The sequence below is a fragment of the Pseudomonas anguilliseptica genome, assembly GCF_021375795.1.
GTDB classification, from domain to species: domain Bacteria; phylum Pseudomonadota; class Gammaproteobacteria; order Pseudomonadales; family Pseudomonadaceae; genus Aquipseudomonas; species Aquipseudomonas anguilliseptica_A.
This window is the reverse complement of the sequence record NZ_JAEIOI010000004.1, coordinates 70,796-85,088: the sequence shown is the minus strand read 5'-3', so window position 1 is coordinate 85,088 and position 14,293 is coordinate 70,796. Positions and strand designations below refer to the sequence as shown.

The window sequence follows — 14,293 nt, the reverse complement described above, 5'->3', positions numbered from 1 at the left end:
GCTCAGGCTCGATTGAGTTGGCTTTGTACGTCCACCACCACCTGATACAGCGCCTCGCTGCTCTCGGCCTGACGCAAGCGGGTGCGCACGTCACTGCGGTCAAGCATGCTGGCAATCTGGCGGAGCAGTTCCAGGTGCGCATCGGTAGCCGCCTCGGGTACCAGCAGGACAAACAACAGGTCCACTGGCGCACCGTCAATGGCGTCGAAGTCGACTGCTGCATCCAGGCGCAGCAGGGCGCTGATCGGGGCGCTGCAACCGGCCAGGCGGCAGTGCGGAATGGCAATGCCATTGCCAAAACCGGTCGAGCCAAGCTTTTCGCGGGCGATCAGGCTTTCGAAGATGTCTTGGCCGTCCAAGTCAGGCAGCTCGCGCGCCACCAGGTTGGCAATCTGTTCGAGAACACGTTTTTTGCTGCCTCCCGGCACGTTCACCAAGGAACGGCCGGGGGTCAGGATGGTTTCAAGTTGGATCATAGGAGATAGACGAGGTCAGCGGGCCATTGCGCCCTGTTGACGTTCGAGCTGTTTTTCCTTGTGTTTGATGAGTTGTCGATCGAGTTTGTCAGTCAGTAGATCGATGGCGGCGTACATGTCGTCGTGCTCGGCATTGGCGACCACTTCGCCGCCAGCTATGTGCAGGGTCGCTTCGATTTTCTGCTTGAGTTTCTCGACCTCCATGATGACTTGCACGTTGGTAATCTTGTCGAAGTGGCGCTCCAATCGTCCGAGTTTTTCGACGATGTAGTCGCGCAGGGCGTCGGTCACATCCAGCTGATGTCCACTGATGTTGACTTGCATACCGCTTTCTCCTTGTTGCCGTGTGTAAGAGGCAGGCAAGAGGCCTGCCGCCGGAACACTGTGGCGTGGAAGACTCTGACAGAACGAGCCTGGCACGGGCGCTGATTGCTTAATGGCAGTATGGCTGCTTTTGCGAAAAGGCGTGGCCTGGAGTGTTCGGTCAGTGCGATCTGTCTTCCTTCTTGATGCCGCCCTAGATCAATCGTTTGCGCTCGCTGGAGGGCGCTATTCCGAGGGATTCACGGTACTTGGCGACCGTGCGGCGGGCTACTTGAATGCCCTGTGCCTCCAGTAAACCAGCGATCTTGCTGTCACTCAACGGCTTTTTCGCATTTTCCGCGGCGACCAGTTTTTTGATGATGGCGCGGATCGCAGTGGACGAGCATTCGCCGCCTTCGGAGGTGCTGACGTGGCTGGAAAAGAAATATTTCAGCTCGTAAATACCGCGCGGGGTGTGCATGAATTTCTGCGTGGTCACCCGCGAAATGGTCGACTCGTGCATGCCGACTGCTTCGGCAATGTCGTGCAGCACTAAGGGTTTCATCGCCTCATCACCATAGTCGAGGAAGCCACGCTGGTGCTCGACAATCTGCGTGGCGACCTTCATCAGGGTTTCGTTGCGGCTTTGTAGGCTCTTGATGAACCAGCGCGCTTCCTGCAGCTGGTTGCGCATAAAGGTGTTGTCAGCACTGGAGTCGGCACGTTTGACGAAGCCGGCATACTGCGCGTTGACCCGCAGGCGCGGCATGGCTTCCTGGTTCAGCTCCACCAGCCAGCGTTCGTTGTGCTTGCGCACGATCACGTCGGGCACCACGTATTCAGGTTCGCTGGATTCGATCTGCGAACCTGGGCGCGGGTTGAGACTCTGGATCAGTTCGATGACCTGGCGCAGCTCGTCTTCCTTGAGCTTCATTCGGCGCATCAGTTGGCTGTAGTCGCGGCTGCCGAGCAGGTCGAGGTAGTCACTGGCCAGGCGCTGGGCTTCGTTCAGCCAGGGGGTTTTCGCGGGCAGCTGACGCAGTTGCAGAAGCAGGCATTCGCCCAGGTTGCGTGCAGCAATGCCAGCAGGTTCGAATTGCTGGATGCGGTGCAGTACGGCTTCGACTTCGTCGAGCTCGATATCCAGTTCCGGGTCGAAGGCTTCGACGACTTCTTCCAGGGTTTCTTCGAGATAGCCTTGGTCGTTGATGCAGTCGATCAGTGTGACACCGATCAGCCGGTCCTTGTCGGACATCACCGCCAGATTGAGTTGCCAGAGCAGGTGGCTTTGCAGGCTTTCACCGCCGGAGGTGCGGGTGGTGAAATCCCACTCGTCGTCCTCACTGGCACTGCTGGGCAGGCTGCTGGCGCTGGTCTGGTAGATGTCTTCCCAGGCAGTATCAACCGGAAGCTCATTGGGGATACGTTCGCCCCAGTCGCCTTCTTCCAGGTTGTCCACAGTCTGCGTGGTTTCCTGAAAGTTGCTCTCCTGGTAGGGCGTTTCCTGCTGTTCACTGGAGCTGGCGCTTTCTGCGCCATCGGCCATGGGGTCCGAATTGTCGAAATCATCGCCATCTTCCTGGCGTTCGAGCATCGGGTTGGACTCCAGCGCCTCCTGAATCTCTTGTTGCAGATCCAGGGTCGACAGTTGGAGTAGGCGGATGGCCTGTTGCAGCTGCGGCGTCATCGTCAGCTGCTGGCCCATCTTCAGGACTAGCGATGGTTTCATTGCAGACCTTATTTACCGGCGTCTGTGCGCAATCCACTACAGGGCGCCGTTAAAAAGCGCCACTAGGAAGCAAATTATATGCCTGACTTCAAGGGTTTTGCCTAGCCTTGGCTGCAGTCGGCCTGAGAAAAGCTGTGGTTACAGCCTGAACTCATGGCCCAGATACACTTCTTTTACCGTCTGGTTGGCCAGAATGGTTTCGGCGTCACCTTCGGCAATCAGTTGACCATCACTGACGATATAGGCGGTTTCGCAGATGTCCAGCGTCTCGCGTACGTTGTGGTCGGTGATCAGTACGCCGATGCCTTTGGCCTTGAGGTGGTGGATGATCTGCTTGATGTCGCCCACGGAAATCGGGTCGACGCCTGCAAAGGGTTCGTCGAGCAAGATGAACTTGGGGTTGGTGGCCAGGGCGCGAGCGATTTCTACCCGGCGACGTTCACCGCCGGACAGGCTCATGCCCAGGTTGTCGCGGATGTGGGTGATGTGAAATTCCTGCAACAATCCCTCAAGCTCCTTCTGACGCGCGCTGGCGTTGAGGTCCTTGCGAGTCTCCAGAATGGCCATGATGTTGTCGGCCACGCTGAGTTTGCGAAAGATCGAGGCTTCTTGTGGCAGGTAGCCGATACCGGCACGGGCGCGGCCGTGCATCGGTTGGTGGCTGACGTCCAGGCCGTCGATCAGAACACGCCCCTGGTCAGCCTGTACCAGGCCGACGATCATGTAGAAACAGGTGGTCTTGCCGGCACCGTTAGGGCCAAGCAGGCCGACGATCTGGCCGCTGTCGATGTTCAGGCTGACGTCGCGCACGACCTGGCGGCCTTTGTAGCTTTTGGCCAGGTGTTGGGCTTTCAATGTGGCCATTATTACTGCGCCTGCTTGTCGGCTGGTTTGTTCTTCGGCTGGATCACCATGTCGATGCGTGGCCGTGGTGCGGTGACATTGCTGCCTGTTGCGCGGCCCGCGTTGACGATCTGGCGTTGGGTGTCATAGACGATCTTCTCGCCTTCGAAGGTGTTGCCTTCCTGAATCACCTTGGCCTGGTCGATCAGTACCACGCGGTCATTGGCCATAAAATACTGGATGGTCAGGCCATAGGCTTTGACGATCTGCTTGTCGGTTGACGGCAGTTGTTCGTAATAGGCTGGTTTGCCGACCGAGGTGAAGACCTCGACATCGCCCTGAGCGTTCTGGGTGATGGTCACGGTGTCGCCAGTCACTTTCATGGTGCCCTGGGTAATCACCACATCGCCGCGATAGACCGCAACACCCTGCTTGTCATCAAGCTCGGCGCTGTCAGCCTGGATGCGGATCGGCTGCTCGCGGTCGGATGGCAGGGCCCAGGCGCTGACACTTCCGAGTGCGGCGCTGAGGCTGAGTAGTAGGGGGAGGGTGTTAACGAGCCTCATGCTGACCTCTTACGTTGGACAGCAGGAGCATCCTGCCGTCATTCATGTACGCTTTCATTCCTTGTGCCGTGGTCACCCCATTGGCCGCGTCGATTCTAACGGCTTGCTGGGTCTGCGCATATTCCTTATCGGGGAATACGGTCAGGCGGCTGGTGGTGAGAATGGTCGGGCGGCCTTTAGCGTCGGTGCGTTCGACGCGTACCTTGTCGATCAGTTCGACTTCGACGCCGCCCGGCGAGACCTCGCCGCGTTCGCTGCGGATCTTCCAGGGCAGTTCGCTGCCGCGAAACAGGTTCATGTTCGGGGCGGTCATCAGGGTGATATCGCTGGCCTTGATGTGTTCGACCTTGTCGGCAGTCAACTCATAATGCAGCTTGCCGTCGGCCTGATACTGCACGGTATAGGTGTTGCTGGCATAGAAGTCGATGGCGTTATCGGCAGCAGCTGTTTGCGGCTGCTGGTTGAAACCTTCCGGGCTGAGGTTCCAGTAGCCAAGTGCCGCAACCAGTAGGGCGGCACAGGCGAACAGCAGGATATTGAGTAATTTGCGGGGCATGGTTGACCTATAGATAAGCGGCTTGGGCGGCTTCAAGGGTGCCTTGGGCGCGCATGATCAGTTCGCAGAACTCGCGTGCGGCGCCTTCGCCGCCACGTGCCTGGGTCACGCCATGGGCGTGCTGGCGGACAAAACCATCGGCGCTGGCAACGGCCATACCCAGGCCGACACGGCGCATAACGGGCAGGTCCGGCAGGTCGTCGCCCAGATAGGCGACTTGTTCATAGCTCAGGCCAAGTTCGCCAAGCAGTTCATCCAGTACAACAAGCTTGTCCTCGCGACCCTGATACAGGTGTTGAATGCCCAGATTCTGTGCGCGACGCTCAACCACTGGCGTTTTGCGGCCGCTGATAATGGCGGTGCGTACCCCGGAGTTGATCAGCATCTTGATGCCGTGGCCGTCGAGGGTGTTGAACGTCTTGAATTCACTGCCGTCCACCAGGAAGTACAGCTTGCCGTCGGTCAGTACGCCGTCGACATCGAATACCGCCAGTTTGATTGCGCAGGCACGCTGCTGCAGGTCGCTCATCACATCACTCCTGCGCGCAATAGATCGCCAAGGTTGAATGCGCCAGTTGGGTGGTCGCGTTCATCTACCACCACCAGTGCGCTGATTTTGTGGTCTTCCATGATCTTCAGGGCTTCGGCGGCGAGCATTTCGGCGCGAGCGGTCTTGCCGTGCAGGGTCATGACGTCGTCGATGAGTGCATCGCGTACATCAATGCCTTTATCGAGTGCGCGGCGCAGGTCACCGTCGGTAAATATTCCGGCCAGGCGGCCATCATCTTCGGTGACGACGGTCATGCCCAGGCCTTTCTGGGTCATTTCCAGCAGTGCATCACGCAGCGAGGTGCCGCGGCTGACGCGTGGCAGACTGTCGCCGGCATGCATAACGTTTTCCACCTTGAGCAGCAGGCGACGGCCCAGTGCGCCACCGGGGTGGGAGAACGCAAAATCTTCAGCGGTAAAGCCGCGAGCTTCCAGCAGGGCAATGGCCAGGGCGTCACCCAGTACCAGAGAAGCGGTGGTAGAAGAGGTTGGTGCCAGGTTCAGGGGGCAGGCTTCCTGGGTAACGCGTGCATCCAGGTTGACTTCCGCGGCCTTGGCCAGTGGCGAATCGGGGTTGCCGGTCATGCTGATCAGGGTGATGCCGAGGCGTTTGATCAGTGGCAGCAGGGTAACGATTTCTGCGGTTGAACCCGAGTTGGAAAGCGCCAGTACGACATCGTCGCGGGTGATCATACCCATATCGCCGTGGCTGGCTTCTGCCGGGTGCACAAAAAAGGCCGTAGTGCCGGTACTGGCCAATGTGGCGGCGATCTTGTTGCCGATATGGCCGGATTTGCCCATGCCAACCACGACCACGCGGCCCTTGCTGCTGAGAATCAGCTGGCAGGCACGCACGAAATCACCGTTGATACGTTGCAACAGGTCCTGTATCGCCTCGATTTCCAGGCGAATGGTGCGCTGTGCGGACTGAATCAGGTCGGTTGGCTGGCTCATTGGGACTCTGTGGCGGTCGGCTAAAAGTTGTCGATTATAACGGTAATGCTGCGCCTGCCCAGCATTTCGACTGTGGGGGGGGCGGTGGAATTGTGAGGCGCTTATCTCCCGCAACAAGTTCAATCTTGGGTGGGGGCGGGCGCAATGGTATAGTTTGCGGCCATTTTCGGTACGTTCGGCGGCGTGTAGTGCCCTTTTCTCGGGAGGCTACGTCAGTCAGGCAAGCGTTGAGCAAGGAGTCCAGATGAGCGCCGAGAACCCGTATGCAGTTGAGCTGAAGAATGTCAGCTTTAAACGCGGCGAGCGGGATATTTTCAAGAATGTCGATATCCACATTCCCCGTGGCAAGGTCACTGGGATCATGGGGCCGTCCGGCTGTGGCAAGACCACGCTGTTGCGTTTGATCGCCGCTGAGCTCAAGCCCAGCGAGGGCGAAGTCTGGGTCAATGGGGTGAACCTGCCAGGCTTGTCGCGCAGTGAGCTGTTCGACATGCGCAAGCAGATGGGGGTGCTGTTTCAGAGCGGTGCGCTGTTTACCGACCTGGATGTTTTCGAGAACGTTGCCTTTCCGCTGCGGGTGCACACCAAGCTGCCGGAAGAGATGATTCGCGACATCGTGTTGATGAAGCTGCAGGCCGTGGGGCTGCGTGGTGCGCTGGATTTGATGCCGGATGAGCTGTCTGGCGGGATGAAGCGTCGCGTGGCTTTGGCCCGGGCGATCGCCCTGGATCCTCAGATTCTGATGTATGACGAGCCGTTCGTCGGTCAGGACCCAATTGCCATGGGCGTGTTGGTGCGCCTTATTCGTTTGCTCAACGATGCATTGGGCATCACCAGTATCGTGGTGTCCCATGATCTGGCGGAAACCGCCAGCATTGCCGACTACATCTATGTAGTAGGTGATACCCAGGTGTTGGGCCAAGGTACGCCGGCCGAGCTGATGGCTTCGGATAATCCGCGCGTGCGTCAGTTTATGCAGGGCACGCCAGATGGACCTGTACCGTTTCATTTTCCTGCGGCCAATTACCGCGACGACCTGTTGGGGGGGCGCTGATGCGCAAGACGTCTGTGCTCGAACGGGTGCGCCTGTTCGGTCGCGCCGGTATAGATGTGGTCGCCACGCTGGGCCGCTCGGTGATTTTCCTGCTGCGTGCCTTGTTTGGGCGTGGTGCGGCAGGCAACAGCTTTCAGCTGCTGGTCAAACAGCTGTATTCGGTTGGGGTGATGTCCCTGGCGATCATAGTTGTGTCCGGCATCTTTATCGGCATGGTGTTGTCGCTGCAGGGTTTTAGCATTCTGGCCAAGTACGGTTCGGAGCAGGCGGTAGGGCAGATGGTCGCCCTGACGCTGCTGCGTGAACTTGGGCCGGTGGTAACGGCTCTACTCTTCGCGGGACGTGCTGGCTCGGCACTGACCGCGGAAATCGGCAATATGAAGTCCACCGAGCAGCTGTCCAGCCTGGCAATGATCGGTGTAGACCCGCTCAAATATATTGTCGCGCCGCGTCTCTGGGCGGGCTTCATCTCGATGCCGCTGCTGGCGATGATTTTCAGTGTGGTCGGCATCTGGGGTGGGGCCATGGTTGCCGTAGACTGGCTCGGGGTTTATGAAGGCTCGTTCTGGGCCAATATGCAGAGCAGTGTTTCGTTTCGCGAAGACGTTCTTAACGGGGTTATCAAAAGCCTGGTCTTTGCGTTTGTCGTGACTTGGATCGCCGTGTTCCAGGGCTATGACTGTGAGCCGACTTCGGAAGGGATTAGCAGTGCCACCACCAAGACGGTGGTGTACGCCTCGCTCGCCGTATTGGGGCTGGACTTCATTCTGACCGCTTTGATGTTTGGAGATTTCTGATGCAGAACCGCACGCTGGAAGTGGGTGTCGGCTTGTTCCTGTTGGCCGGGTTGTTGGCCTTTTTGCTGCTGGCCTTGCGCGTCAGTGGCCTGACCGTGGGTAGCAGCGATAATACCTATAAGATCTATGCGCACTTTGACAACATTGCCGGTCTGACCGTGAGGTCGAAGGTGACCATGGCGGGCGTCACGATTGGCAAGGTCACGGCCATCGATCTGGATCGCAACAGTTACATGGGGCGCGTCACCATGCAGCTGGATGATGCCGTAGACAATCTGCCGGCAGATTCCACCGCCTCGATTCTCACTGCTGGTCTGTTGGGTGAGAAATACATCGGAATTAGTGTGGGTGGTGAAGAGGAGGTGCTGCGTGAAGGCAGCACCATCCACGACACGCAGTCATCGCTGGTGCTGGAGGACCTGATTGGCAAGTTCCTGCTCAATTCGGTCAACAAAGACCAGGCTAATTAATAGAGGTACTGACTATGTTCAAAGCACTGCGTAACGGTCTGTTTATCTGTTTGGCCGTCGTATCCCTGCCATTGTTTGCGGCACCGGCCGCCCATGAGGTGGTGCAGCAGACCACCAGCACCCTGCTGGCCGACCTCAAGGCTAACAAGGAGCACTACCGCACGGACCCGGGGGCGTTCTACAACGCGTTGGACAGCATTCTCGGTCCGGTGGTGGATGTGGATGGCATTTCTCGTGGGGTGATGACCGTGCGTTATTCGCGCCAGGCCACGCCTGAGCAGATGCAGCGCTTTCAGGAAAACTTCAAGCGCAGCCTGATGCAGTTCTATGGCAATGCTCTGCTTGAGTACAACAACCAGGATATCCGCGTGTTACCGGTCAGCGGTCAGCAAGACCCAGAGCGCACCTCGGTGAATATGGAGATCAAGGACGGCAAGGGCACGGTCTATCCGCTGTCCTACACCATGGTCAGCCAGGACGGCACCTGGAAGATGCGCAACGTGATCATCAATGGCATCAACGTCGGCAAGTTGTTCCGCGACCAGTTTGCCCAGGCCATGCAGGACAATCGCAATGACCTGGACAAGGTCATCGACAATTGGGCCGAAACCGTTGCCAAGGCGCGCCAAGGGGCCAATGCCTCGTGAGTCAGGCGAATATCACTGAGGCCGCCCCCGGTATTCTGCAACTGGTCGGCGTGCTGGATTACCTGAGTGCCCCGGCCTTACGTGAGCAGGGCGGGAAGCTGCTCAAGGCCACCCAGGCCGCAGCCTGCGTGATCGATTGCTGTGGTGTGGAAAAATCCAGCAGTGTCGGTGTGTCGCTGCTGCTGGCTTTTATGCGTGACGCGAGTGCCCACAACAAGACGCTGAGTGTGCGTAACCTGCCCAATGACATGCGCGAAATTGCCAGCGTCTGCGGCCTGCTGGAAATTCTTCCGCTACAAGCTTGAGCAGGGCTTCGGTCGGCTGGGAATAATGCGGGGTTCGCAGGCGTGGGGCTTTTTTGTATGATGCTCGGCCCGCGAGCGTAGGCTCGGCAGTCGTTAATTCATGCATTGATCGAGGTTGAGCATGCAAGCCTTAGAAGTAAAGAGTCTCCTTGAGGCTAAATTGCCGGATACCCAAGTGGAAGTCGAAGGCGAAGGCTGCAACTTTCAGCTGAACCTGATCAGTGATGAGCTGGCAGCCCTCAGTCCGGTCAAGCGCCAGCAACAGATCTACGCTCACCTCAATGCCTGGATCGCCGATGGCAGCATTCACGCCGTGAGTATGAAATTCTTCAGCCGTGCCGATTGGGCCGCGCGCTCCTAAACCGAGAGAATCATGGACAAACTGATTATTACCGGCGGTGTGCGCCTCGATGGCGAAATCCGCATTTCCGGGGCGAAGAACTCTGCCCTGCCGATTCTCGCCGCGACCCTGCTTGGTGATGCGCCTGTCACCATCTGCAACCTGCCGCACCTGCACGACATCACCACCATGATCGAGCTGTTCGGTCGTATGGGGATCGAGCCGATCATTGATGAAAAGCTCAGCGTTGAAGTCGACGCGCGGGCGATCAAAACTCTGGTCGCGCCCTACGAGCTGGTAAAAACCATGCGCGCATCGATCCTGGTACTCGGCCCGATGGTTGCACGCTTTGGTTATGCCGAAGTTGCCCTGCCGGGTGGTTGCGCCATTGGTTCGCGTCCGGTTGATCTGCACATCCGTGGCCTTGAGGCCATGGGCGCGATCATTGATGTCGAGGCCGGCTATATCAAGGCCAAGGCGCCGGAAGGCGGCCTGCGTGGCGCGCACTTCTTCTTCGACACCGTCAGTGTGACCGGTACTGAAAACATCATGATGGCCGCGAGCCTGGCCAAAGGCCGCAGCGTGCTGGAAAACGCCGCACGCGAGCCGGAGGTGGTCGACCTGGCCAACTGCCTGATCGCCATGGGCGCGAAAATCAGTGGCGCTGGCACCGACACCATCACCATCGATGGCGTTGAGCGTTTGCACGGTGCACGCTTCAGTGTGATGCCTGACCGTATTGAAACCGGCACCTACCTAGTGGCTGCGGCTGTTACCGGTGGCCGGGTCAAGGTCAAGGACACTGATCCGACCACCCTGGAAGCAGTGCTGTCCAAATTGCAGGAAGCCGGTGCAGAAATCACCAGCGGTAATGACTGGATCGAGCTGAACATGCACGGCAAGCGGCCTAAAGCCGTCAACCTGCGCACTGCCCCTTATCCGGCGTTCCCGACGGACATGCAGGCACAGTTCATTGCCCTCAATGCAATTGCCGAGGGCACCGGCACGGTGATCGAAACCGTCTTCGAAAACCGTTTTATGCACGTGCATGAAATGATCCGTATGGGCGCGCAGATTCAGGTTGAAGGCAACACCGCTATCGTTACCGGCGTCGAGAAGCTCAAAGGCGCCCCCGTGATGGCCACCGACCTGCGTGCTTCGGCCAGTCTGGTGATTTCGGCGCTGGTTGCTGAAGGCGACACCCTGATCGACCGCATCTACCACATCGACCGTGGTTACGAGTGCATCGAAGAGAAGCTGCAGCTTCTGGGGGCGAAGATTCGCCGTGTGCCGGGCTAAAAGCAGTTTTAAAACTGCTGCGCTTGGTGATGCTGCGTTAAAAACAGATTCGGAATACTCATGTACAGCAGTACACTCCGTTTCCTCGTCTTTTTTGGCCTTGCCTGACCTGCGCTCGCGACGTTTTTAAACCGCTTTTAGTAGGAATTAGTTTTGTAATGCTGACCATTGCCCTTTCCAAAGGCCGGATTCTCGATGACACCCTGCCGCTGCTGGCGGCGGCGGGCATTGAGCCGACCGAGAACCCGGATAAAAGTCGCAAGCTGATCATCCCCACCACCCTGGATGATGTGCGTCTGCTGATCGTGCGTGCCACCGATGTGCCGACCTATGTCGAGCATGGCGCCGCCGATCTCGGCGTGGCTGGCAAAGACGTGCTCATGGAGTATGGCGGCCAGGGTTTGTATGAACCGCTTGATCTGCGTATTGCCCGCTGCAAACTGATGACTGCCGGTGCAGTCGGTGCGCCAGAGCCGAAAGGCCGGCTGCGCGTCGCCACCAAGTTCGTCAACGTGGCCAAGCGTTATTACGCCGAACAGGGCCGCCAGGTCGACATCATCAAACTGTATGGCTCGATGGAACTGGCACCGCTGGTGGGGCTGGCTGACAAGATCATCGACGTGGTGGATACCGGCAACACCCTGCGTGCCAACGGCCTGGAAGCCCAGGAACTGATTGCCCCGATCAGCTCGCGCCTAGTGGTCAACAAGGCGTCGATGAAGATGCAGCATGCGCGCATTCAGGCGTTGATCGACACCCTGCGTGATGCGGTCGAGGCACGACACCCCCGCTAATACCCTCAGCGCGGCATTACGTCGCGTTTGCCTATCCGTGTCATAGCCACTTTTCTCGGGCGTCCATACGGTGGGCTTGGTAGCCTAGCGACGCCCGAGCATTTGCCAATTTAAGAGGCCCGCTATGACCGCTCCTATCGCTATTCGCCGACTCAATGCCGCTGACCAGGACTTTGCCCAGCATCTGGATCATCTGCTGAGCTGGGAAAGTGTTTCGGACGACGCGGTCAACCAGCGCGTACTGGATATCATCAAGGCCGTGCGTGAGCGCGGCGATGCGGCACTGGTGGAATTCACCAAGCAGTTCGACGGCCTGGATGTCGCCTCGATGGCCGACCTGATTCTGCCGCGCGAGCGCCTGGAACTGGCCCTGACCCGCATCACTCCGGAGCAGCGCAGCGCCCTGGAAAAGGCTGCCGAGCGCGTGCGCCTGTACCACGAGCGCCAGCGTCAGGACTCCTGGACCTACACCGAAGCCGACGGCACCGTGCTGGGACAAAAAGTCACTCCGTTGGACCGTGCCGGTTTGTATGTGCCGGGTGGCAAAGCGTCCTATCCGTCTTCGGTGCTGATGAACGCCATCCCGGCCAAGGTCGCCGGTGTGCCAGAGGTGGTGATGGTGGTGCCGACCCCGCGCGGCGAAATCAACGAGATCGTCCTGGCCGCCGCCTGCATCGCTGGCGTCGATCGCGTATTTACCATCGGTGGTGCGCAAGCCGTCGCTGCGCTGGCCTACGGCACCCAGAGCGTACCGCCGGTGGACAAGATTGTCGGCCCCGGCAATATCTACGTCGCTACCGCCAAGCGCCACGTGTTCGGCAAGGTTGGCATCGACATGATTGCCGGCCCGTCGGAGATTCTCGTGGTGTGTGACGGCCAGACCGATCCGGACTGGATCGCCATGGACCTGTTCTCCCAGGCCGAACACGATGAAGACGCGCAATCGATTCTGGTCAGTCCGGATGCTGCCTTCCTTGACCGTGTCGCTGAAAGCATCGCCAAATTGCTGCCGACCCTGGAGCGCGAGACGATTGCGCGCACCTCACTGGAAGGTCGTGGCGCGCTGATTCAGGTCGCCGATATGGCCCAGGCCATTGAAGTGGCCAACCGTATCGCGCCGGAGCACCTGGAATTGTCGGTGGCAAACCCTGACGAGCACCTGCCGCAGATCCGTCACGCCGGGGCGATCTTTATGGGCCGCTACACCGCCGAAGCTCTGGGTGATTACTGCGCCGGGCCCAACCATGTGCTGCCGACCTCCGGTACCGCGCGCTACTCCTCGCCGCTGGGGGTGTACGACTTCCAGAAGCGCTCGTCGATCATTCACTGTTCGGCCGAAGGTGCGTCGGAGCTGGGCAAGGTGGCCAGCGTGCTGGCCCGTGGCGAGTCGCTGACCGCCCACGCCCGCAGCGCGGAGTACCGCATCAAGCCTTAAGTCGAACCCTTTAGGAGCCAGCTTGCTGGTGATGCTTTTGAGAGCGAATCGCCAGCAAGCTGGCTCCTACGAAAGCACAGCTAACGAATTTGAGGAGAGAAGGGCAGATGAGCAAATTCTGGAGCCCCTTCGTTAAAGACCTGGTGCCTTATGTACCAGGTGAGCAGCCGAAACTGGCCAAGCTGGTCAAGCTCAACACCAACGAAAACCCCTATGGCCCTTCGCCCAAGGCGATTGCTGCCATGCAGGCCGAGGTCAATGACAGCCTGCGCCTGTACCCAGACCCGAATAGCGACCGCCTGAAGCAGGCGGTCGCTGACTATTACGGCGTGCAGACGGCTCAGGTATTTGTCGGCAACGGTTCCGACGAGGTGCTGGCGCACGCCTTCCACGGTCTGTTCCAGCACGGCCAACCGCTGCTGTTTCCGGACGTGACCTACAGCTTCTACCCGGTTTACTGCGGCTTGTACGGCATCCCGTACGAGGCGATTGAGCTGGATAAGCAGTTCCAGATTCGTGTGGAAGACTACGCGCGGCCCAATGGCGGCATCATCTTCCCCAATCCCAATGCCCCGACCGGCTGCGCGCTGGCGTTGGAGGCGATTGAGCGCCTGCTCAAGGCCAACCCGAATACTGTGGTGCTGGTGGATGAAGCCTATATCGACTTCGGCGGTGAGACGGCGATCAGCCTGGTGGACAAGTATCCCAACCTGCTGGTCAGCCAGACCCTGTCCAAGTCGCGCTCGCTGGCCGGTTTGCGGGTGGGTATCGCGGTCGGCCATCCGGATCTGATCGAAGCGCTGGAGCGGATCAAGAACAGCTTTAACTCCTACCCGTTGGACCGTATCGCGATTGCCGGCGCGGCGGCGGCGTTCGAGGACAAGGCGTACTTCGAGCAGACGTGCCAGCGGGTAATCGACAGCCGTGAGGCGGTAGTGGCCGGGTTGGAGCAGCTGGGCTTTGAGGTGTTGCCGTCGGCAGCGAACTTCGTGTTTGCCCGCCATCCGGGGAAGGATGCCGCTACCCTGGCTGCCGGGCTGCGCGAGCAGGGGGTGATCGTGCGTCACTTCAAGCAGCAGCGCATTGCTCAGTTTCTGCGTATCACCATTGGTACGCCGGAGCAGAATCAGGCGCTGCTGGATGCGCTGCAGGGCCTGTAATTCGACACCATAAAAA

At 59.0% G+C, this 14,293-nt stretch carries 18 protein-coding genes; 10 read left to right on the top strand and 8 right to left on the bottom strand.

Annotated elements, in window-relative coordinates; all coding sequences use genetic code 11:
• Positions 1–2 precede the first annotated feature (2 nt).
• From ptsN to IOD17_RS15055, 8 genes are all read right to left on the bottom strand, one after another.
• Positions 3–476 (bottom strand): PTS IIA-like nitrogen regulatory protein PtsN, encoded by a 474-nt coding sequence (gene ptsN / locus IOD17_RS15090; RefSeq protein ID WP_233685883.1) that lies wholly within the window; start codon positions 474–476, stop codon positions 3–5.
• A 15-nt stretch (positions 477–491) separates the two neighbouring features.
• A complete protein-coding gene (gene hpf / locus IOD17_RS15085) occupies positions 492–800 on the bottom strand; it encodes a ribosome hibernation-promoting factor, HPF/YfiA family (protein ID WP_233685882.1) in 309 nt (102 codons plus the stop codon).
• Positions 801–993: 193 nt separating this feature from the next.
• Complete coding sequence (locus IOD17_RS15080) at positions 994–2,508, bottom strand: RNA polymerase factor sigma-54 (RefSeq protein ID WP_233685881.1); 1,515 nt, start codon at positions 2,506–2,508, stop codon at positions 994–996.
• A 138-nt stretch (positions 2,509–2,646) separates the two neighbouring features.
• Complete coding sequence (gene lptB / locus IOD17_RS15075) at positions 2,647–3,372, bottom strand: LPS export ABC transporter ATP-binding protein (RefSeq protein ID WP_233685880.1); 726 nt, start codon at positions 3,370–3,372, stop codon at positions 2,647–2,649.
• 2 nt (positions 3,373–3,374) lie between these two features.
• Positions 3,375–3,917: a lipopolysaccharide transport periplasmic protein LptA gene (gene lptA, locus IOD17_RS15070; RefSeq protein WP_233685879.1), complete on the bottom strand. Its 543-nt coding sequence runs from the start codon at positions 3,915–3,917 to the stop codon at positions 3,375–3,377.
• Positions 3,904–4,473, bottom strand: coding sequence for an LPS export ABC transporter periplasmic protein LptC (gene lptC, locus IOD17_RS15065; protein ID WP_233685878.1), 570 nt, complete (start codon positions 4,471–4,473; stop codon positions 3,904–3,906). Before lptC ends, lptA begins: the two co-directional genes overlap by 14 nt.
• 7 nt (positions 4,474–4,480) lie before the next feature.
• Positions 4,481–5,002, bottom strand: coding sequence for a KdsC family phosphatase (locus IOD17_RS15060; RefSeq protein ID WP_233685877.1), 522 nt, complete (start codon positions 5,000–5,002; stop codon positions 4,481–4,483).
• Positions 5,002–5,976: a KpsF/GutQ family sugar-phosphate isomerase gene (locus IOD17_RS15055; protein ID WP_233685876.1), complete on the bottom strand. Its 975-nt coding sequence runs from the start codon at positions 5,974–5,976 to the stop codon at positions 5,002–5,004. The genes IOD17_RS15060 and IOD17_RS15055 overlap by 1 nt, the downstream gene beginning before the upstream one ends.
• 244 nt (positions 5,977–6,220) lie before the next feature.
• Here IOD17_RS15055 and IOD17_RS15050 point away from each other — a divergent pair, with 244 nt between their 5' ends.
• The 10 genes from IOD17_RS15050 (at position 6,221) to hisC (ending at position 14,277) form a co-directional block, all read left to right on the top strand.
• On the top strand, positions 6,221–7,030 hold the full coding sequence (locus IOD17_RS15050) for an ATP-binding cassette domain-containing protein (protein WP_233685875.1): 810 nt from the start codon (positions 6,221–6,223) through the stop codon (positions 7,028–7,030).
• Positions 7,030–7,827, top strand: a complete 798-nt coding sequence (gene mlaE / locus IOD17_RS15045) for a lipid asymmetry maintenance ABC transporter permease subunit MlaE (protein WP_233685874.1) — start codon at positions 7,030–7,032, stop codon at positions 7,825–7,827. Before IOD17_RS15050 ends, mlaE begins: the two co-directional genes overlap by 1 nt.
• On the top strand, positions 7,827–8,297 hold the full coding sequence (mlaD, locus tag IOD17_RS15040) for an outer membrane lipid asymmetry maintenance protein MlaD (protein WP_233685873.1): 471 nt from the start codon (positions 7,827–7,829) through the stop codon (positions 8,295–8,297). Before mlaE ends, mlaD begins: the two co-directional genes overlap by 1 nt.
• Positions 8,298–8,311: 14 nt before the next feature.
• The gene (locus IOD17_RS15035) at positions 8,312–8,944 is read left to right on the top strand and encodes an MlaC/ttg2D family ABC transporter substrate-binding protein (RefSeq protein ID WP_233685872.1); all 633 of its coding nucleotides are present in this window, start codon (positions 8,312–8,314) and stop codon (positions 8,942–8,944) included.
• A complete protein-coding gene (locus IOD17_RS15030) occupies positions 8,941–9,249 on the top strand; it encodes an STAS domain-containing protein (protein WP_233685871.1) in 309 nt (102 codons plus the stop codon). Before IOD17_RS15035 ends, IOD17_RS15030 begins: the two co-directional genes overlap by 4 nt.
• 121 nt (positions 9,250–9,370) lie before the next feature.
• Positions 9,371–9,610 (top strand): BolA family protein, encoded by a 240-nt coding sequence (locus tag IOD17_RS15025; RefSeq protein WP_090255487.1) that lies wholly within the window; start codon positions 9,371–9,373, stop codon positions 9,608–9,610.
• A 12-nt stretch (positions 9,611–9,622) separates the two neighbouring features.
• On the top strand, positions 9,623–10,888 hold the full coding sequence (gene murA / locus IOD17_RS15020; RefSeq protein ID WP_233685870.1) for a UDP-N-acetylglucosamine 1-carboxyvinyltransferase: 1,266 nt from the start codon (positions 9,623–9,625) through the stop codon (positions 10,886–10,888).
• 158 nt (positions 10,889–11,046) lie between these two features.
• The gene (gene hisG / locus IOD17_RS15015) at positions 11,047–11,682 is read left to right on the top strand and encodes an ATP phosphoribosyltransferase (RefSeq protein WP_233685869.1); all 636 of its coding nucleotides are present in this window, start codon (positions 11,047–11,049) and stop codon (positions 11,680–11,682) included.
• A gap of 124 nt (positions 11,683–11,806) precedes the next feature.
• Positions 11,807–13,117 (top strand): histidinol dehydrogenase, encoded by a 1,311-nt coding sequence (gene hisD / locus IOD17_RS15010; protein WP_233685868.1) that lies wholly within the window; start codon positions 11,807–11,809, stop codon positions 13,115–13,117.
• A gap of 107 nt (positions 13,118–13,224) precedes the next feature.
• Complete coding sequence (gene hisC / locus IOD17_RS15005) at positions 13,225–14,277, top strand: histidinol-phosphate transaminase (RefSeq protein ID WP_233685867.1); 1,053 nt, start codon at positions 13,225–13,227, stop codon at positions 14,275–14,277.
• The last annotated feature ends 16 nt before the right edge of the window (positions 14,278–14,293 follow it).